At 56.5% G+C, this 17,337-nt stretch carries 23 protein-coding genes; 11 read left to right on the top strand and 12 right to left on the bottom strand.

Annotated features, from left to right (window positions below):
* Window positions 1-24: 24 nt before the first annotated feature.
* Together WH7805_RS00450 and WH7805_RS00445 are read right to left on the bottom strand one after the other, a co-directional pair.
* Window positions 25-294 (bottom strand): cupin domain-containing protein, encoded by a 270-nt coding sequence (locus WH7805_RS00450; protein ID WP_006040917.1) that lies wholly within the window; start codon window positions 292-294, stop codon window positions 25-27.
* Window positions 295-317: 23 nt separating this feature from the next.
* A complete protein-coding gene (locus tag WH7805_RS00445) occupies window positions 318-1,640 on the bottom strand; it encodes a Rieske 2Fe-2S domain-containing protein (protein ID WP_006040916.1) in 1,323 nt (440 codons plus the stop codon).
* A 61-nt stretch (window positions 1,641-1,701) separates the two neighbouring features.
* Here WH7805_RS00445 and WH7805_RS00440 point away from each other — a divergent pair, with 61 nt between their 5' ends.
* The gene (locus tag WH7805_RS00440; protein WP_006040915.1) at window positions 1,702-2,337 is read left to right on the top strand and encodes a bestrophin family ion channel; all 636 of its coding nucleotides are present in this window, start codon (window positions 1,702-1,704) and stop codon (window positions 2,335-2,337) included.
* Between the two features lie 26 nt (window positions 2,338-2,363).
* Window positions 2,364-2,783 (top strand): DUF1499 domain-containing protein, encoded by a 420-nt coding sequence (locus tag WH7805_RS00435; RefSeq protein WP_006040914.1) that lies wholly within the window; start codon window positions 2,364-2,366, stop codon window positions 2,781-2,783.
* A gap of 293 nt (window positions 2,784-3,076) precedes the next feature.
* Here the strand turns inward: WH7805_RS00435 and WH7805_RS00425 are convergent, their stop codons facing one another.
* Window positions 3,077-4,207, bottom strand: a complete 1,131-nt coding sequence (locus tag WH7805_RS00425; protein ID WP_006040912.1) for an NAD(P)-binding protein — start codon at window positions 4,205-4,207, stop codon at window positions 3,077-3,079.
* Window positions 4,208-4,310: 103 nt separating this feature from the next.
* Window positions 4,311-5,015: an SDR family oxidoreductase gene (locus tag WH7805_RS00420; protein WP_006040911.1), complete on the bottom strand. Its 705-nt coding sequence runs from the start codon at window positions 5,013-5,015 to the stop codon at window positions 4,311-4,313.
* 205 nt (window positions 5,016-5,220) lie between these two features.
* Here WH7805_RS00420 and WH7805_RS00415 point away from each other — a divergent pair, with 205 nt between their 5' ends.
* Window positions 5,221-5,451: a TIGR02450 family Trp-rich protein gene (locus WH7805_RS00415; protein ID WP_006040909.1), complete on the top strand. Its 231-nt coding sequence runs from the start codon at window positions 5,221-5,223 to the stop codon at window positions 5,449-5,451.
* Here the strand turns inward: WH7805_RS00415 and WH7805_RS00410 are convergent.
* Entirely contained in the window at window positions 5,434-6,102 is a 669-nt protein-coding gene (locus WH7805_RS00410) for a class I SAM-dependent methyltransferase (protein ID WP_006040908.1), read from the bottom strand. The genes WH7805_RS00415 and WH7805_RS00410 overlap by 18 nt on opposite strands.
* A 98-nt stretch (window positions 6,103-6,200) precedes the next feature.
* Window positions 6,201-7,736 (bottom strand): NAD(P)/FAD-dependent oxidoreductase, encoded by a 1,536-nt coding sequence (locus tag WH7805_RS00405; RefSeq protein WP_006040907.1) that lies wholly within the window; start codon window positions 7,734-7,736, stop codon window positions 6,201-6,203.
* Window positions 7,737-7,851: 115 nt separating this feature from the next.
* Between WH7805_RS00405 and WH7805_RS00400 the strand changes: the two genes are divergently transcribed.
* Both WH7805_RS00400 and WH7805_RS00395 read left to right on the top strand, forming a co-directional pair.
* Entirely contained in the window at window positions 7,852-8,628 is a 777-nt protein-coding gene (locus WH7805_RS00400) for an SIMPL domain-containing protein (RefSeq protein ID WP_006040906.1), read from the top strand.
* Complete coding sequence (locus WH7805_RS00395; RefSeq protein ID WP_006040905.1) at window positions 8,625-9,164, top strand: rhomboid family intramembrane serine protease; 540 nt, start codon at window positions 8,625-8,627, stop codon at window positions 9,162-9,164. The genes WH7805_RS00400 and WH7805_RS00395 overlap by 4 nt, the downstream gene beginning before the upstream one ends.
* Here the strand turns inward: WH7805_RS00395 and WH7805_RS00390 are convergent.
* Window positions 9,143-9,370, bottom strand: coding sequence for a hypothetical protein (locus WH7805_RS00390; RefSeq protein WP_006040904.1), 228 nt, complete (start codon window positions 9,368-9,370; stop codon window positions 9,143-9,145). The genes WH7805_RS00395 and WH7805_RS00390 overlap by 22 nt on opposite strands.
* A gap of 66 nt (window positions 9,371-9,436) precedes the next feature.
* Between WH7805_RS00390 and WH7805_RS00385 the strand changes: the two genes are divergently transcribed.
* Entirely contained in the window at window positions 9,437-9,679 is a 243-nt protein-coding gene (locus WH7805_RS00385; RefSeq protein WP_232198901.1) for a hypothetical protein, read from the top strand.
* A 7-nt stretch (window positions 9,680-9,686) separates the two neighbouring features.
* Here WH7805_RS00385 and WH7805_RS14595 read toward each other — a convergent pair whose 3' ends face one another.
* A complete protein-coding gene (locus WH7805_RS14595; protein ID WP_006040902.1) occupies window positions 9,687-9,860 on the bottom strand; it encodes a hypothetical protein in 174 nt (57 codons plus the stop codon).
* Window positions 9,861-9,937: 77 nt separating this feature from the next.
* Between WH7805_RS14595 and nth the strand changes: the two genes are divergently transcribed.
* From nth to WH7805_RS14210, 3 genes are all read left to right on the top strand, one after another.
* A complete protein-coding gene (nth, locus tag WH7805_RS00380; protein ID WP_006040901.1) occupies window positions 9,938-10,591 on the top strand; it encodes an endonuclease III in 654 nt (217 codons plus the stop codon).
* A gap of 58 nt (window positions 10,592-10,649) precedes the next feature.
* Entirely contained in the window at window positions 10,650-10,886 is a 237-nt protein-coding gene (locus WH7805_RS00375) for a high light inducible protein (RefSeq protein ID WP_038004786.1), read from the top strand.
* A 109-nt stretch (window positions 10,887-10,995) separates the two neighbouring features.
* Entirely contained in the window at window positions 10,996-11,148 is a 153-nt protein-coding gene (locus WH7805_RS14210; RefSeq protein ID WP_006040899.1) for a hypothetical protein, read from the top strand.
* A gap of 116 nt (window positions 11,149-11,264) precedes the next feature.
* Here the strand turns inward: WH7805_RS14210 and WH7805_RS00370 are convergent, their stop codons facing one another.
* A complete protein-coding gene (locus WH7805_RS00370; protein ID WP_006040898.1) occupies window positions 11,265-11,882 on the bottom strand; it encodes a hypothetical protein in 618 nt (205 codons plus the stop codon).
* A 168-nt stretch (window positions 11,883-12,050) separates the two neighbouring features.
* On the opposite strand from WH7805_RS00370, the gene WH7805_RS00365 reads away from it, so the two are divergent.
* The gene (locus tag WH7805_RS00365) at window positions 12,051-12,890 is read left to right on the top strand and encodes a hypothetical protein (RefSeq protein ID WP_156783561.1); all 840 of its coding nucleotides are present in this window, start codon (window positions 12,051-12,053) and stop codon (window positions 12,888-12,890) included.
* Window positions 12,891-13,903: 1,013 nt separating this feature from the next.
* On the opposite strand, the gene WH7805_RS14205 is transcribed toward WH7805_RS00365, so the two are convergent.
* From WH7805_RS14205 to WH7805_RS00355, 3 genes are all read right to left on the bottom strand, one after another.
* Complete coding sequence (locus tag WH7805_RS14205) at window positions 13,904-14,269, bottom strand: hypothetical protein (RefSeq protein ID WP_156783560.1); 366 nt, start codon at window positions 14,267-14,269, stop codon at window positions 13,904-13,906.
* 203 nt (window positions 14,270-14,472) lie between these two features.
* On the bottom strand, window positions 14,473-15,837 hold the full coding sequence (locus WH7805_RS13465) for a leucine-rich repeat protein (RefSeq protein WP_006040895.1): 1,365 nt from the start codon (window positions 15,835-15,837) through the stop codon (window positions 14,473-14,475).
* 239 nt (window positions 15,838-16,076) lie between these two features.
* Complete coding sequence (locus tag WH7805_RS00355) at window positions 16,077-16,286, bottom strand: hypothetical protein (RefSeq protein WP_156783559.1); 210 nt, start codon at window positions 16,284-16,286, stop codon at window positions 16,077-16,079.
* Between the two features lie 133 nt (window positions 16,287-16,419).
* Here WH7805_RS00355 and WH7805_RS00350 point away from each other — a divergent pair, with 133 nt between their 5' ends.
* Window positions 16,420-16,893 (top strand): hypothetical protein, encoded by a 474-nt coding sequence (locus WH7805_RS00350; protein ID WP_006040893.1) that lies wholly within the window; start codon window positions 16,420-16,422, stop codon window positions 16,891-16,893.
* The last annotated feature ends 444 nt before the right edge of the window (window positions 16,894-17,337 follow it).

Below are 17,337 nucleotides of genomic sequence, written 5' to 3'. Positions count from 1 at the left end.
GCGCGTCAGCAAGGAGCCCAACGTTCAACCGAACTGGTAATGCTTGCGCACGGGTTGATGCACGGTCCACGTACACCTGAGCCCGGCAGGGAATTCCACCAGATCACCCGCCTTGATGTGCACGGACTCGCCGGAGTCGGGAGTGACCGTCACATCGCCTTCCAACAGCAGGCAGGTTTCCCTCTGGTCGTAATGCCAGGGAAATTCACTCACTTCACTGGCCCAGACTGGCCAGTCATGAACCCCAAGCGCCACGATCACGCTGTCAGGGCAGGGGGAGGTCACACGGATCATCTCCGAGCCGATGATGTCATCAATCAGGTTCCATAATTGCGCGGCGCCAGCCCATCACCGGCCGTCAAACCCCGCTCCCAACGCCGCAGACGCTGGAGAAGCAGACCAGCGAAAACGGCCAGCAGCGCTCCGCAGGCACTCAACCAGCCCATCTGCCCCAGACCGATCAACACCGCAGCCGTCCAGAGGACGACCCAGCACCACGGCTGCCCGATGCGAATCCACCGCAAGGCCTGGGAACAACTGCGGCAATGCACGGTATGGCTGTGATAACGATCCATCAGAGCGTCGACCTCCTGCCTGGGAGGAAGCGGCTGTCCGGCGAAGGGCTCTCCACCATGGTTGTTGATCCACCGGTGCAACGCTGCTACATACACATCCGCTTCAGTGGGCAGGAAAAACGCGCGTTCGGCGCCAGCGCTGCCGCCAGCAGACTCCAGCACCCGTTCCTGCCAGTGCAGAAACACCTGGTCGTCTTCCAGAACTTTGTGGTTGCCGATGTGTTGCAGCCAGCGGGGGCGCAGACCCACCACCACCTTCGGTAACGCCGACTTGAACTGAAACGGGAACCGGGCGAACAAACGGCACTGCCCGCGGCGAATCGGCACGGCGTACACCACGGTGAGAATCCGCGCGAACCCCTTGGCATCGAGGTCGTGCCACATCAACTGGGGAGCTTTGAAATGGGTGAACTGGGAACCCAGCCGCCCCCGACGGGGGCCCTCGTCCCAGACAGCTTCAAAACCCGAGTCATCCTCCGACTGAATCACAGCCAGCACAGGAGCGGCGTTCTCCCGTTTTCCGACGGTTTTGTGATGGGTGAAGGGCACATGGCTCACATCCAACACATTTTCGAGCAGGGTGAGCGCGTCCATGGGCAAGTCGCGAAACGTGTCCTGCACGATCCACCCATCGGCCCAGCCATCCCCCTCTTCCTGAAGCGAAGGCACCAGAGGCAGATCGTTGGACTCAGCCTTCTCCGGATCACCACTCCAAACGAACAGCAACCCCTGGGCCGAGCGCGTTGGCAGGCTGGCGCAGTTGGACCGTCGGCCACGGGCTCTACCCGCATCCCCCATCTGGGGGATGCGGGTGCAGTGCCCCTCCCCGTTGAAACTCCAGCCGTGATAAGGACACTCCAGATCGCCCGCGGAGTTGATGCGCCCCTCGCTCAGGGGCACCAGCCTGTGCGGACAGACATCATTGAAGGCGCGCCAGGTGCTGTTGACACCGTCCCACCACAGAACGAGGTCCCTCTCCAGCAATGTGAAGCGTTGCGGCTTGCCCGGATCGAGATCACGCAAATAAGCCACCGGCCACCACTGCTCGGTCCAGCTGGCATGCATGGATTTGCCACAAGTGCAGTCATGATCGCCGTCTCGGAGGAGCGACCGCGACATCAAAACCATGATTGATCTCGGTGACTACGGCCATCCGCCCAGTACGCGGCGCCGGGACTACCCCCTGGTGCTGCTGCAGATAGCGCTGGTGTGGCAGCTGAACTTCGAGCTGCGTAATTTCTGGCATCGGGAACTCAGAGAGCTGCAGGGACGACTTCTCGATGGCCTCAAGCTGCCCCGCAACAGCAGCCTGCGTCAGCTCTGTCTGCAGCGGGCCGAATGGATCAGAGCCCTCTATCACCAAGGGCACATTGACAGTTTCGGACGGTTGCAGCTGATGCAGGTGGCCAATGCCTGCACGGAGGCCATCGGAGGACTGGAACGGATCCGCAACACACCGCTGCCCGCGTCTTATGACGTGTTCGTACGCCTTCTCACCTGGCTGTTCGGATTGCTTCTGCTTCTGTACTTTCACGAACCCGGGTCCAGGCACCAGAACCCCATCAGTGGAGTGCTGATTGTGCTGCTGTTCCTCATGGCGGAACGCATCGGCGCTTACGTCGAAGGACCGTTCGACTCCGACGGAAGCAGCTTCTCCCTTCCCCTCGACAGCATCTGCCTCACGATCAGCCACGATCTTCTCGATCGAGACGTCGATCATGTGCAGCATCTGAACTCCAAGGATCCAGTGCGCTGGACCTGAGCCGCCCACCCGCTCATCATCAAGTCATGCCCGCGTTTGCTCTCTTCGCTCTCCCCCTGGTGCTCGCGTTGTTTCATCTGGTCGGCCCGGTGCCAGAGGATCTGGGCGTCAATGGAGGCCATCTCAGCGCCTGCCCTGGGCCAGCGCACTGCGCGCGGGTCGAATGGGCTGTGACGGATTCCAGCGCAGCACTGGAGAGCCTCACCACACTGATCGAATCAACGCCCCAAGCGGAGGTGATCAGTCGGGAGGATGCCTACCTCCATGCCACGTTCAGCAGCCGCATCTTCGGCTTTGTTGATGATCTGGAGCTCAATGCATCCACACCCGAACGGATCGAAGCCCGATCTGTTTCACGCCTGGGGGACTCGGATCTTGGGGTGAATGCTCAACGCCTTCAGACCCTGGCCCAAGCGCTAGAGAATCAAGGCTTCAACCAACCTTGAAACCAACGCTCAGCGATGTTCCGTGCTGGGACGCCTCGATGTCGATCGCCCCGGTGTCGACAGAACCATGGTTTGCAGGCGACCTCGCAAGGCCACACATCCAGCGCACTGGCAGGGGTCATCGTCGTGGACGCTGGCGTGAAGCCGAACCGGCTGAAAATGCGATCGCATGGAAGGAAGCCTTTCCTCAGTTCTGACGCGCGATCCGGACCACAGCCAGCCTTAGCGGGCAATCTCGGGATTTTTTTTAGCTGATGAAACAAATCTGAGTGTTGCTTCAGCGACCGGACGCATCACTGCAGCGTTTCTGCCAGATCCAGCGCGCTCTTCAGAGCGCCTTCCGCCATCCCGAAGCCTGCGCCAGCAATCCAGTCGCCGCAGAAGCCCACCCGGGCCTGCGGACACCACTGCAGAGACCTGGGCAGCGCTTGATCCAGGGGCTGCGCCGCACCCCAGCGCATCACCCCGAGGCTTCGCGCCCCAGGGAGAGCTGCCTGCAAGGCAGGCCACGGCACAAGCAGCTGGGGCAAAACCGCCAGCAGTCGCTTCTCGTGATGCACGAGCAGATCCGGTTGGGTGTCCGGCCTGATCGCAGCACCATCGTCGAGGCCATGCACCACCAAACCGAGGCGGCCACCACTCTGTTGATGCAGAACCAGCCGTTCGACACCGCAATGATCCCGAGCCTCCGGTGTGAGCCAGATCTGTCTGGGAAACGGATCGCTGGAGAACGGATCGCCAGTGACCGAAGGCAACTCCAGCATCAGGTTCCAGCGCACGCTGGCCGTCATCACGGCAATCAACTCAAGCGCTGCATCAAGGCCGGGATCAACCCCAACAGCCACAGCGCTGCGCAATGGAACATCGGGCCAGCCCAGCATCGCCAGCGAGCGCGGATGGGCCAGCAGTGTTCCACTCAACACCAGCGTGTGTGCCCGCCAGCCACCGGGCAGCAACCAGCGTCCGTCCTCCCAGCTGAGCTTGCTGATCCGCTCCCCGAAGCAGGTGAAGACAGCGTCACCAGCGTCTGCCAACAGCGTTTCGGCCACGGCGGCCATGGTGGGCTGGCCGCGCCAGCGCGGACCGCAAAGCAACGGATGAGCGGGAGGCTCACACAGCGCGCCATCCCCATCGAGACCGACCACGGGACCAGCATCCGGAGCCAGAACCCCGCGATCGCAGAGATCGCCAACCAGCGCGCCCAACCGTCCCTGGGGTGAACCGCTGAAGCTCAGGGTCGGTGCCCCATGATCCAGTCGCCAGAGGGCATCATCCCGCCGGCGTCGCGTTGCACAACGGCCTCCCGGCCCGCGTCCGGCCTCGAAGATCACCATCGAGTCAACCGTGTGGTTGCGGCGAAGAGCCGACACCAGAGCACAGCCCGAAAGGCCGGCTCCGATCACTGCCAGATCCACATCAGCCATGAGCACGCCGTTCTCTGCGGAGAGTCTGAATAAAAAAGACGGGTGCCAGCCCGTCTTGGATCTCCCGGTTGACGCCCCAGAGCAATGCCCTTTGACGTGTCTGTTATCGCGCGGTCCCTTTGGTTGTGCCGTAGGAATCGATACTCAACATCGCCTCCGATAGCGGTTGCACGGTTTGCTCGGCGTTACTGGTGACCTCAAGGATCCGACCGATCGATCCCGGCGTATCCAAGGCCTCAAGGCAGCAACGGGCCACCAGGCGCCGGGGGATGGACTGACTGTCCTGTTGATCTGGCCCTGTCCAGACAACGCCCTCGTTCTCAAGCGACTCCTCCCGTTCCGAAAGCCCGCCAGGGCGGATCACAGTCCAATCCAAGCCGCTGCGTTCAAGACTGCGTTCCCCCACGCGCTTCCACACCAAAATCAGCCCAAACAAGTTGAGTGGATGCCTCCAGCGTCCGCTACAGAGAGAGCTCACCAGCACCACACGGCGCAGCCCCACCCGTTGGCAACTCTCCAGCTGCCGCTGCACACCCCAAGCGTCGACACGCATCGGACCAGTGAGATCCACCGACGGACGCGCTCCGGTGGCGATCACAAGCGCATCCGCGCCACGGAGGGCCCGATCCAGGGAGGAGGAGTCCATCAAGCTCAAACGGTGCTGCTCACAACCCTCCAGCGACGCTGGGATCTGTGAATCGGCGCGCAATAGCAGCCGCGGTTGATCTCCAGCCGCCAGCGCCTCTTCGGCAATTCTGAATCCGGTCTTGCCAGACGCTCCACTGATGGCGATCGTGCGCGGGCTCATGGCAGGGTCTCCTTGATCACATCGGCCAGGATCGCCCGCAAGTCTGCCAAGGCTGCAGCAGCCTGTCCCTCCATGATCTCCAGCAACGCGGCAAGATCCGTTTGGGGATCTCAGTAGCCGTTGGTGGTCATGCCCGGCTGACCATCGGCAACAGGCGAGCCCAAAGCAGCGGCATCATGAACTGCAGGCAATGAACGAAGGCTAGGTGAGCTGGAAAGCAGCCAAAGCATGGACAAGCCGCATCCCCCGGGGAGGGAGACGCCACTTCCGCCTCGTGCTCCAGGGGGGACGGGGATCCGAGCGCTGGGTGGAGCTGTGCTCAGTTCTCACCCCCGAGGTGCGGCTTCGCCTCAGCTGGAGAGAGCTCCGCGACCGATCGCTCTGGGACAGTGGCTGGCAGTCGATTCCCCCTGACGAATCAGAAGGAGACAACTGATGGAACGGGTTTGGTAGCGATCACCGCAAAGAAAGGATCGCCCTTTCCGCCCACCCATCCCATGGGACCAGGCTTGCGGGTCTCCTCAGCAACCAGTTCCGGCTTGGGCCAACCCTGGGCCATCAGCACCTCAGCGACGTAGCGGAGATGATCGCCGTCCGCTCCATCGGTCCAGATCTGGGGAGCTTTGGTGAAAAACATGCGATTGCTGAAGGCCACGATCACCTGGCCGTTGGGGCGGGTGATTCGGAGAAGCTCCTCGGCGATGGCTTCCGGTTGCTGCAGATACTGCCAACCAGCAACGATCAAGGTGCAGTCCACACTGCTGTCGTCAAGGGGCAACGACTGCAACTCGTTGAGGTTCTGAACCCAATGACGATCGAGGCGGGGATTGGCCTGCAACTCCTGGGCGTTGAGGCCATGGCCGATGACCTGCTCGTAACGCTGGTCGTCAGGGAGGTGACTCACCCAGCTGCTCATCAGATCGAGAACAACAGCACAACCGGGGATGCGCTCGCTGTAGAGCTGGGTCAGTCGCCCTCTGAAGCCAGCATCCAGATGCTGAACGAAGCGGGGTTCGCTGTAGAAGAGTGCGTCATCACTGCCATCCAGCTTGTAGCGCTCGTTGGCACTGAGAACCTGTACGACCACTGGCAGCCCTCGACATCGGCGCGGAACCTAAAGAAAGAAAAGGGAAAGCGCGTGTGGCTAAGGCCAATCGCTCCTTGGACTTGTTCAGGGCAGGGTCGTCAGAGCGCCAGGCTTTCGAGCAACTCAGCCTGGGCTTTCTTTCCGGTGATGGCATGGGCTGCCATCGCACCGCTGGCAGCCACCGGAGGGATACCGATTCCAGGAAACGTGCTGGCACCGCACTGCAGAAGCCCCTTCACCGGGGTCTGCACTCCAGGGAACAGGCCCTGAGCAGCGGAAAGGGCCGGGCCGTAGCTGCCGTTGTGCACCGACAAATAATGGCGGTGGGTCAGGGGTGTGCCCTCCATGACCACCTGGCACCGGCTACGGAGATCCGGAATGCGCTGCTCCAGCACATGCCAGAACACCTGACAGCGATCCGCACGCTGGCGTTCGTAGTCCGGCGTGGAGCGATCCAACCCGCTCCAGAGCTCCCAGGGTTCATTCGCTGGTGTGTAGGCATGCAGCACGTGCTGACCGGCAGGGGCCATGCCGGGGTCAAGCACCGACGGAATCGACACCACCACCGCGTTGCGCTCCGCGGTGATGCCACGCTCCCAGTCCCCGACCCAGACGGTGTGAATCGGCAGATCGTCCAGCCCAGAAGCATCAAACCCGAGATGAAGATGCAGGAATGAACCGCAAGCGGGCGTGTTCAAACGCTCCTGACGCCATCGCGACGCCCCATTCTCAGGCAGCAGCGCCGCCGTGCTCCAGGCGTCGGCATTGCTCACCACATGATCAGCATCCAGTTGCTCGCCGTTGGTGAGCTCCACGCCGATCACCCGATCGCCATCAAGCCTGATCTGTTTCACCCGGGCACCCAGTCGCAACGTCCCCCCATGCTTCTGCAAGCCCCGCACAAGAGCGTTCACAACACCGGCACTTCCACCCCTGGGGAAGTCAAGACAGGCGTCGGGATCAAACCACTCCCCGAACAGGGTGGCCATGGCCGCAGCATTGGTGTCCGCCATCGGCATGCCGCTGATCAGGAAACAGAGCAGATCAACCCAATGGCGTAAGAAGGGGTCCGTCAGATGACGGTCCACAAGAGGTCCAAAGGCACCGGTGAGATGCCGAAGGGCCGGAAGGTGAGGCAACAAACGGCCACTGCGTCTGAAAAGGGGCCCGATTCCATCGACTCCTCCCGCTGGAAGCGCCAGAAGGGGAAGGGCGTCAGCCGCCGCTGCGATCGGCTGCAGCATCCTGGCGAAACGTCGCCATTCCTCTAAGGCCGCATCACCGCGAAGTTGTTGCACCACCTGCTCAAAGCCTTTGGCGCCAACACCGATCCGGAGGTGGCCTTCTGGGAAGAGAACATCCCAGTCCCGGTAAGGCATCACCTCGAGGGGTTCATCGAGAGCTCGAAGAATCTGAGCGAGAGGATTGCTGCTGGGCCACCGGCCCAGTCCGCTCCAAAGCGATGGACCGGATTCGAAGTGATAACCCTGGCGCTGAAAGCCGTGGGCAGCTCCGCCTGCGGCCCCATGGGCCTCCAGGACGAGCACCTCATGGCCAGCGCGAGCACAGAGAGCTGCACAGCACAGACCGCCGATGCCGCTCCCAATCACGATCACCTCAGTTTTGGAGGTCATTGAGGGAATCGGAGAAGCGGTGAAGGATTCATAGCCGGTCACAGCTCCGTTCCGTTACGGACATGCCGGAAGACACCCCAATCCCTAGGGTTTTGATACGAACAAGAGTTATTCAGTGGGCGAAACCGAAACGCAGTCCCAACGCGAACCGGCGAGCGGCCTTCTTGGATGGATCCGCAGGACGCCCCCGCTGGTGCTGCCCATGGTGGTGCTCAGTGCCGGACTGGTGGTGGCCGGTGCTGTGGCCGTAAAAGGGGTACGCACAGCCGCGGACACCATCACCGTGACGGGAGCCAGCACGGAACGCATCCGCAGTGACTTCGCCGACTGGACCGTGGTTGTACTAGGCAGCGGAACAAGCCAACAGGCCGCTTATCAAGACCTGCAGCCTGATCTTCAGCGAACATTGGCGTTTCTGCGTACGCAGGGCGTCCCCGATGGCTCGGTTCAGCTCGCGGTTCTCGAATCGTCGAGCAATGACATCCGCAACCGCGTGAACGGGGCCTTGATCAAAACCGAGTGGTCGGCCCGGCAGCCGATCCGAATCAGCACGCCCGATGTCAACCTCGTCAGCAAGGTGTCCCGATCCATCGGTTCACTGGTGGGTGATGGCGTCTCGCTCACGATTCAGCCGCCCGCCTACACCTACACCAAACTTGCCGACAAGCGGGTCGACATGCTCGCCAAAGCCACAGCGGACGCGCGCAAACGCGCCGTGGCCATTGCACGTCAGGCAGGGTCAGGGATCGGAGCGATCACCAAAGCCGATACGGGCACGTTTCAGATCACGGTTCCGAATTCAACCGACATGGGCCGCTACGGCGCCTACGACACCCGCACGATCGACAAAGACATCACCGCCGTGATGGGTGTGACGTTCCGCGTGCAGTGATCGCGCTTCCGCTGGTCCTCCTCGGCATCGCCTGGCTCCAGGAGCTGATCGATCAACTGGTGTTCGCCGGTCGCTGGAACCTGGCCATGGGCCCGGGGACACCCTGGTGGTCGCTTGTCACGGCCCCCTTCAGCCATGGGGGCTTTGGGCATCTGCTCGCCAACAGCCTGGTGTTTCTTCCCCTCAGTTACCTGGTGCTGGCGCGCAACACCAGGGCCTATGTCGCCGTTTGGATCGCGGTCATCCTGATGGAGATCCCGGTGTGGCTCTTCTGGCCCGTCGGCGCCCATGGCCTCTCGGGCGTGGTGTATGGCCTCCTCGGCTACCTGCTGTTAATCGGCTTTCTCGAACGGCGGCCTTTCGCCATCCTGTTGAGCCTGATCACGCTGGTGCTGTTCGGCAGTGCCTTGCCCGGACTTCTTCCCTGGGCTTCTCCTGCAGGCGTGAGCTGGATCGGCCATGCCACGGGATTCATTGCCGGACTGATCACAGCGAAAGTCGTTCAGAAAGAGCCTCAGGCGTCAGGGTCATCCTGACGACCACTGCTTAGGAAACGTCCCGACGTCTTAACGGCCAGAACAGCAGCGGCCGCTCCATAGCCGATGAAGGTGGCAACTTGACCAAAACTGCCGGTCTCATAGAGGTCGGCATTGAGCAGAAGCCAGTCAACAAGTGACGAAGCGGTGCCCCAGATCACCACCCACACCGACACGTAAATCACTCCACGGGTTGTGCTGTTCAAGGAGGTGAAGGCCGCATCGAGATTGACCGTAGATCAGATCCAAATCAGCAGCTTGAGCACAATTCCATGGCTACAACCCTTTCAGGAACGACCATGGCCATGAGCGAACAGGATCAGCAACAACCCGTTGTGATCAAGCAGGGAGGCAACGGCTTCGGATTGGTGGTAGCCGCGCTGATCATCGGAGGATCCATTGTGTACGCCATCAACATCTGGTCAAACACCAAGCAGCAGATGATCAAGGCACCCGCCGAAGCAATCCAGAAGGGTGTTGAGTCTGTGAAGAAAGCGATTCAACCCGGGTCCTGATTCAGCTTCAGCCTCCCTCCATCGACTGCTGATGGCTGTGCTGTCGGTAGAGATCACTGGGGTCATCCTCTTTTGCATCTTTAGCCTTCGCCCGCCTCTCCGCCGCTTCCTCTTCTTTCTGCACCACCCGTTCATAGGCGTTCAGCGTGTCGGATTCGGGTCTGGACTCCTGGGAGCTCATCAACTGTGCCGTCAGCAGTGGTCGATGCTCGCATCCGGAAGAAAGCGCTGCAACGATGGCGTTTTCGTTTCAGCGTCATGAAGAAGCGCGAGCGGGCAGCCGTGGTTCTGGAGCGATTGAACGCGCACTATCCCGAGCCCCCGATCCCCCTCGACCACAGCGATCCCTTCACCCTGTTGATTGCGGTCCTGCTCAGTGCCCAGTGCACAGACAAGAAGGTCAATGAGGTGACACCGGCATTGTTTGCCGCTGGCCCCACCCCGGAGGCGATGGCCGCCCTGGAGGAATCAGAGATCCTCTCCCACATCCGCCAGCTTGGCCTGGCCAAAACCAAGTCCAGAAATGTTCACAAGCTGGCCCACATCCTTGTGAATGTGCATGCAGGCCAGGTTCCGGCGAGCTTCGAGGAGCTGGAAGCCCTGCCGGGCGTGGGCCACAAAACCGCCAGCGTGGTGATGGCTCAGGCGTTCGGAGTGCCGGCATTCCCTGTCGACACCCACATCCATCGCCTGGCCCAGCGCTGGGGACTGAGCAGTGGAGACTCAGTGGCGCAGACGGAAAAGGATCTCAAAAGTCTGTTTCCCAAGGACGCCTGGAACAGACTCCATTTGCAGATCATTTTTTATGGACGGGACCACTGCACAGCCCGCGGCTGCGATGGCACCGTGTGCCCGCTCTGCCGCGAGCTCTATCCCAGGCGTAGACAGCCAGTGGAGTGGAAAAAGCCCTGATCGGAGCCATTCGTCAAACAACTGTTAGGATTTGTTGCAATACGAGCGAAAGCAAGTCATGACACGTAATTCTGCGCAAGACAGCTGGTTTCAAGGTTCCGCAGCCCGGGCCATTCATGAGGAGCAGCTGGAACGGGTCGAGCGCTTTAACGGACGAGCCGCCATGCTCGGCTTTGTGATCGGCGTGATCACCGAAGGGCTGACTGGACAAGGAATCCTGCATCAGATCGGCCTAGGCCCACTGGTTGACGGCTATGCCGCCTGCAGCGCCCAGTATTTGCCCTTCTGCTTCTGATCGACACCACCTTCCACCCTCAGCTCTAGGGCTGAGGGCGGCGAGGAACAAGGGCGCTGAGCATCCACGTTGTGACTTTGCAGAGTTTGCCGAAGAGTCTCTGCACAAAATGGCTGATCGCAACATCGTGGAACTTGTGATTCTGGAGAACGGCGTCCTTGCTGCTTGTATTAAGACAAGCAATCCAAGGACTGCTCAATTACAGGCAGGCAAGCAGCGTTACCAGCAGGTGAAAGCAAAGCGTGAAGCTGAGCTAAAATGAAGTCAGTCAAATCGACTCTGCCTAGTTCAGTTGATTGCATTCAGCAGGGTTTGTGGGTGGCACCACTTCAAAAGCGCTTAGAAAACTAGGCACTTTTTTAATACAATCCAAAATGCTTACGCACGCTTACCATTCCAGTAATAATTAGCCTCGTCACCGCAATAGCCCCATATCCCCTTAAAGCTATTATCTTTAAACATAAAGGCCAATCTTCCCCAGTAATAAGTTCCGTTCTTTTCAAAATTGCACTTCTTATCTGAAACAGGTTGAAACCAGAAGCCTGTCAATGTCGCCGCAGAACGCCTGCTAATGTATGAAGTGACTATCTTTCCCCTTATTTCGTTAGTGCGAACAGGGTGAAAATAAATTCCCCGAATAGTTTTGCTATCAGGAGCTCGCATCAAAGACAGCAATCCCTCATCAGTCTCCCAATTGGTCAAATATTTCTGAGGAAAGATGTCATCTGACACTATCGTATCTACTGAATCCTTAGTGTCCGCTTTTTTCTTCGCTACCCGCGCATCAGCCGAATCCTTAGTGTCCGCTTTTTTCTTCGCTACCCCCGTATCGGCCGAATCTTTAGTGTCCACTTTCTTCTTCGCTACGTCCGCATCATCCGTTGTGATATCCGCAGAACTCTCGCCGCCGCCGGCTGTATCAGCAGTAGGTCGGTCAGACAGCCAAAAGCCGATGGCAATTAATAACAATACCAATGGTGCTATGAGCTGCCGCATAGCAAAAGGTTCCTAAAGACTACAAAGAGAATGTAGCAGGCATTGAGAAGATATCCCACACAATTCAATATTCATAGGCAATGTATCCACATAAGCAAGTGATTATCCATACGGGCGTGAGCCTATTCCGCATGAAAGAAAAAAATACCTCGTCAAAGGAGTTGCCAAATGTTCAACATTGTAAATTCAGTGCGGCCTGTTGCCGTGCTTGAAGCACCAGCATTTTTCAAAGGAAACACATGCCAAGTAGCAGTCGCAGCAACAGTAACGCTTACAGAGAAAGATGTACCGCTGATGGCTGCAATCCTCAGCCCACTCGAAAGTAATCAGCAGCGAACGATTACTGACATGTTCCGTGGATATCAGGAGCTCTCAGCAGAAGAGCAGGAGCAAACGATCCTGAATATTGGTGGGCTTAGATGGGTTTCCGATCACTATCAACTCAACACCACTAACACCGACGCCCATGAGTTCAAGGCAGCCGCTGAACTATTCCATCGTGATGTGGAGGCAGCGACAGGCCGGAAAATCACTGACCGATGCGGGTGCGACAAGGTGCGTTGGTGGGGAGGTCTGAAATCGCCAGAACATTTGCTGTTTGTACGTCCTGAGCTGGTTTCGTATGAGACACCAAAGTTAGTTGAGCGTGCTCAGAAGGATGTGGTGCGGGAGAACCCTTACCAATACAAGGCACGGGAGGTGGGCCAAAAAACAAGTGAAAGTGATTTGTCTCCAGCCACGATCTGGATTATCCATTGGATCTTTAAGAACATCCTTCCGCCACCAGATGCAGATGCGTACAACACTCTGGTAACTCCAGTAAAGGCCGTGACACGACTGGTCTCACCACAGCTCGACGAAGCTTTCTGCAACTGGATTGCACAGTCGCAGTACAGAATGCAGAAGATAGGGAATGACCCTCTTGATTTCCTCTACAGAGGAGAAGCATTCGATAACGCAAGTGTCGGCTGGTTCATAAGACGCGTCGATGAGAACGTTCCTGATTAGCGAGAATTATTTGAGGTCGAATTCGGCGCGTACACAAGTCTTGATTGTTTCAACCCTGATAAACGGCTGCAAGGAATGGTCAACTAACTGGATTGAACGCGCATCCAGGTCCAACCGGGTGGCACGCCATTCCCACACTCAACCAATTCGTCCTGGAGGGCAATGAGCGTTAACTCGGATAGCCATTAACTGCTGACGGGTGGAAAGTATGTCCATCGAGATCGGAGGAGCCCATGACGGACAACACTCCACCTGAGCAAACAGCAGAAGCAACCTGACTTTTTGGCCCCTGCTCCAACAGTTTCCACACATCAGTGAGGCTGGTCCTTTGGTAGGCATCAACTGAGCGCCACACCAATCGACACTCCAACTTGCACCGCCACAGGTGCCCCGGAGCTTCATCAGCCACACCCCTGGACTAAATGGCCCCAGGTGCCGCCACGCCAGACGCTTCGACCCTCGCCAGAAATGGCACTACGACTTGACCTCTGCCCTCTACGGGAATGAAAGGACAGTTGGTGTCGGAAGCGAGGAATAAGAGAGACCACCCCATTCCTGTCGTAGGTGGGCGGGCCTCTCAACCCCTGTTCATTCAAGGGTTGAACGATGCATGAACGAGCGACCTAGGCCGTCTTTCCATCGGGAGGGGCGGCCTTCCTCTTTGCGACTAGATGGCAATGCGCAGCAAAAACCTGATCACCGGCGCACCGTTAAGCGTGGCTGCTATCGCAAGTGGTGTGATCAGTCGTTTCATGTGGCTTGGTCGTCTGATGGCTTCGGGTTGTCCTCGGTGGGGTTTCAAGCTGTGAGCTAGGGATGCGATGGGTGATTCTGACCCACGTTGCAGGCGACGCACATCCCTAATGAGGAAGCAACAAAAACCCCGCCATTGCTGACAGGGCGAATGATTTGTCGGGAGATCGATAGCGACAACCACGCCCCCTGCTTTCCCCTTTCGGGTCTTGTATAGCTTTCAGCCCCGCTTTCCTGGCTTCAGGCTTCCCGACAGTTATTCAGCAAGACATAAATATCGCTTGCTCATATGTTTCGTTAATCGGTGAATTGCCGGAGATCCTCAGGGTGTCTACAGAGTTGCGCCCTTCATGAAGAAACTCAGCACCAATACTCATTTGACCTCTATTCAATCCATAAACCTTTTGATACCCATAACCGCCACCACTTAATGGATTGCGATTTTCTTCCGCATAGTAAACGCGCAATCTGCTTCCATCAGTAATTACAAATCTAGGATTGCCGTCATTTCTGCTAACCCCAACATTATGCTTAAGGCTATACAGCCTACCCGCTTCAGCAGGATTAGCGGTAATGAATGAAGTGCCGATAACAGCAGCGGCAGCGATTGCGTTGAAGAGTTTCATTTGAGTTAGGTGTTGTGGAGGTCGTCCCTCCGATGTATTCACCATCGCCGTTCTCTTTGGAAAGCACCTCCCCCAACTGAGGGATTGTGTTGCCCGATTTCAGGTGTCTCTATCCCCCAGCAGAGGGAGCAACAAAAAAACCCGCCATTGCTGACGGGGCTGGAGGTGGTTATTCGTTGAAGCTTATGTGTTTACTGAAAGAATCAAAGAATCAAGGAACCATCAAATAGCTCGGTGACATTCTTCAACATAATCTGCAGTTCCGCAGCAGGGTCACTGTCTGTATTCACACTAAGCAAGCCGTTAACAAAGTTGACTTGACCAGGTCTTGAGAATGAATCTGCGCCAATGAACACAAAGGATTGGTTGCCTTGGACAACAGGCTGAGCGTCAATCTCACTAAGGTCAATGGCGTCACCCTCCGAAAAGTCTGTAATCACATCACGCGTTTTCCTCGTCACACCAGAATCATTGATTGATCGGTAGACAAAGGTGTCATCGCCATTACCGCCATGAAGAGAATCGCGCCCGCCGTTGCCTATCAGAATGTCGTCGCCATTTCTGCCTTTGAGCTTGTTTCTGGAGTCATTTCCTTCAATGATGTTGGCGCGACCATTGCCAATTCCATTGATAGCTGCATCTCCGATTAGAACAATATTGTTATTGTCACTGCCTAGTTTCACGCTAGTTGATGACTCAACAATTCCAGGCTCTCTTATAATAATATCGACGCCCACGTCAAACGCATTAAAAGCCTTATTTTGCACGGCGACAGGGACTATGACTTTCGCAATTAATGTGTCACTAAATGATCTGGAACCAAGGCTCGTAACACTGTCTGGAATGAAGACCTCTGTTAACGGGTTTCTATTAAATGCACCCCCCCCAATTGAAGTGACGCTATCGGGGATAACAACACTTGTTAGTCGATTGTTAGAGAATACACCGACCCCAATTGAAGTGATGCTATCGGGGATAACAACACTTGTTAGTTTGTTGTCTAAAAATGCGTTGGCCCCAATTAAAGTGACGCTATCGGGGAGAACGACACTTGTTAGTTTGTTGTCTAAAAATGCGTTGGCCCCAATTAAAGTGACGCTATCGGGGATAACAACACTCGTTAGTTGATTATTGGCAAATGCATCGCTCCCAATTACAGTAACGCTGTCAGGGATATCAACACTCGTTAGTTGATTATTGGCAAATGCATCGCTCCCAATTACAGTAACGCTGTCGGGGATAACAACGCTCCTTAGTCGATTGCCTGAGAATGCACTCGCCCCAATTGAAGCGACGCTATCGGGGATAACAACACTCGTTAGTTGATTATTGGCAAATGCATCGCTCCCAATTACAGTAACGCTGTCGGGGATAACAACGCTCCTTAGTCGATTGTTAGAGAATACACCGACCCCAATTGAAGTGATGCTATCGGGGATAACAACGCTCCTTAGTCGTTTGCCTGAGAATGCAAAAAAGTCAATTGAAGTGAAGTTGTCTGGAATTATAATATCCAAGCCTTGCTCTTGAATCAGCGTATCGGCGTCAGAACTTGTTAGTACTGTCATTCAGGAAAGACTTACTTCAAGCAATAATCAGGACGAGTAAGGTTAGACCAATGCGACGCAGCTTACAAGCGAAAAAGTAGCCCTCGATTTCAGCCGCCCTCATCCGCCATCTGGGTCAGAGGCTCACTCCAAGGTGCCATGCCATCAGGCAGTCACGTTCCTCAGTCAGCGCCGTACATCTCGCCTACCAGTTCCTCCATTACCGCCAGAGCCTCTAGGTCTGCCAACTTCTTCTGCGCTTAGAGCACCCATACTCGTCCATGCGGAGCGCACTCAGCTACGAGAGCAGCACCCTCAGATGCCTCAACCTTCACCCGCTCAATGCAGGCTTTGATGCGCTCGCTATTGCTTGTGATGCCTTCCGTCTCTGCTGCCATGGCAGGTGTGATGCTGCTTAGAAGCAGTCGCTTGAGCGCAGCGTTAGCAGATTCAGGGGTGAGGACTGGCATGAAGCCATTGTCGCTAAGACTGATATAGAAGTCAAAGCTCACCAAAATTTATGCACTAAGAGTAAGGGATCAAATCGCATCTGATTTAAGCTCTATTATCGAGTAGTTTGATAAAAGATTCAAGCAAAATGTAATGCATAAAAGTAAACGTCCGATAAGTAGGCCGAAGAAGATTGAGAAGCGTGGACCTGGTCGCCCACGACGCACGCCACAATCCGGCGAGGACTTAAGACTTAAGGCACAGCAACGTGTACGTGAAGCCGCAGAAAAACGCAACGGCATCAGCACTCTTGACGTTGACGAGTTCGTTCACAAAATAGGAGGCATCACGGGTAAGCACAAATTCACTAGAGAAGAGATGGTCGAAATCCGCCAGCGGGTTGACCTTCTCTATCAGAAGTTTGTCACTGATAAGCAAGAAGTAGAGGCAGAAGCCAACGCAACATTCATAGACACAGCACGTCAAGCGGCTGCACTAAAGGGCGTTATGACAAGTACCAAGCAAATGAGCAAAGAAGAATGGGCGAAGGAGCATGGGCTACGCGCAAACTTGAAACACCGCAAGCCCGGTCCTCCTAAGAAAAAGAAGAGGCAGTATGGGACTTAGAACCAGGAGAGCGAGGCACTGCATCATCACCTGACGCTGCACCTGAGTTTGATATTGAAGCTGCCGAAGCCGAATACATCAAAGCAAAGATGGAAGAACACATCGCTGAGCGTGCAGAGGATGCTCAATTCCTCAAGGGCAAACACTTCAGACAAGATGAAATGCCTATCCGTCCTGCTGAATATCGCAAGGACTTTTGGATTTAACTAGCGCGATAACAAACCAATTGCTAATTCAGATATACACTGCTTAGGATTTTTTAAAACAAATCCGAGTGTATAAGGAGCCGTTGTATTGCACACCGGCCTACGCAATCTTTCGCCTTGACTGCGCCAGTTACGAATAACTTATGGCTGTGTACTTATTAAGAACAATTCCCAACAGCCAATCAAGAGTTACACACCCTTGATAATCCAGGCAAATCGATTGACAGAACTACGGCTA

The organism is Synechococcus sp. WH 7805 (assembly GCF_000153285.1).
GTDB lineage: Bacteria > Cyanobacteriota > Cyanobacteriia > PCC-6307 > Cyanobiaceae > Synechococcus_C.
The sequence above is the reverse complement of the archived record's forward strand: the minus strand, read 5'-3'. Positions and strand labels throughout refer to the sequence as shown.

Bases quoted from the DNA above. Each gene is read 5' to 3' on its own strand.
- WH7805_RS00445 (WP_006040916.1), bottom strand. From the start codon at position 1,640: ATGCATGCCAGCTGGACCGAGCAGTGGTGGCCGGTGGCTTATTTGCGT.
- WH7805_RS00420 (WP_006040911.1), bottom strand. From the start codon at position 5,015: ATGAGCCCGCGCACGATCGCCATCAGTGGAGCGTCTGGCAAGACCGGA.
- WH7805_RS00365 (WP_156783561.1), top strand. From the start codon at position 12,051: ATGTTCAACATTGTAAATTCAGTGCGGCCTGTTGCCGTGCTTGAAGCA.
- WH7805_RS14210 (WP_006040899.1), top strand. From the start codon at position 10,996: ATGGCTGATCGCAACATCGTGGAACTTGTGATTCTGGAGAACGGCGTC.
- WH7805_RS14205 (WP_156783560.1), bottom strand. From the start codon at position 14,269: ATGAAACTCTTCAACGCAATCGCTGCCGCTGCTGTTATCGGCACTTCA.
- WH7805_RS14595 (WP_006040902.1), bottom strand. From the start codon at position 9,860: ATGAGCTCCCAGGAGTCCAGACCCGAATCCGACACGCTGAACGCCTAT.
- WH7805_RS00350 (WP_006040893.1), top strand. From the start codon at position 16,420: ATGCATAAAAGTAAACGTCCGATAAGTAGGCCGAAGAAGATTGAGAAG.
- nth (WP_006040901.1), top strand. From the start codon at position 9,938: ATGAAGAAGCGCGAGCGGGCAGCCGTGGTTCTGGAGCGATTGAACGCG.
- WH7805_RS00355 (WP_156783559.1), bottom strand. From the start codon at position 16,286: ATGCCAGTCCTCACCCCTGAATCTGCTAACGCTGCGCTCAAGCGACTG.
- WH7805_RS00435 (WP_006040914.1), top strand. From the start codon at position 2,364: ATGCCCGCGTTTGCTCTCTTCGCTCTCCCCCTGGTGCTCGCGTTGTTT.
- WH7805_RS00405 (WP_006040907.1), bottom strand. From the start codon at position 7,736: ATGACCTCCAAAACTGAGGTGATCGTGATTGGGAGCGGCATCGGCGGT.
- WH7805_RS00385 (WP_232198901.1), top strand. From the start codon at position 9,437: ATGGCTACAACCCTTTCAGGAACGACCATGGCCATGAGCGAACAGGAT.
- WH7805_RS00450 (WP_006040917.1), bottom strand. From the start codon at position 294: ATGATCCGTGTGACCTCCCCCTGCCCTGACAGCGTGATCGTGGCGCTT.
- WH7805_RS00440 (WP_006040915.1), top strand. From the start codon at position 1,702: ATGATTGATCTCGGTGACTACGGCCATCCGCCCAGTACGCGGCGCCGG.
- WH7805_RS13465 (WP_006040895.1), bottom strand. From the start codon at position 15,837: ATGACAGTACTAACAAGTTCTGACGCCGATACGCTGATTCAAGAGCAA.
- WH7805_RS00370 (WP_006040898.1), bottom strand. From the start codon at position 11,882: ATGCGGCAGCTCATAGCACCATTGGTATTGTTATTAATTGCCATCGGC.
- WH7805_RS00375 (WP_038004786.1), top strand. From the start codon at position 10,650: ATGACACGTAATTCTGCGCAAGACAGCTGGTTTCAAGGTTCCGCAGCC.
- WH7805_RS00425 (WP_006040912.1), bottom strand. From the start codon at position 4,207: ATGGCTGATGTGGATCTGGCAGTGATCGGAGCCGGCCTTTCGGGCTGT.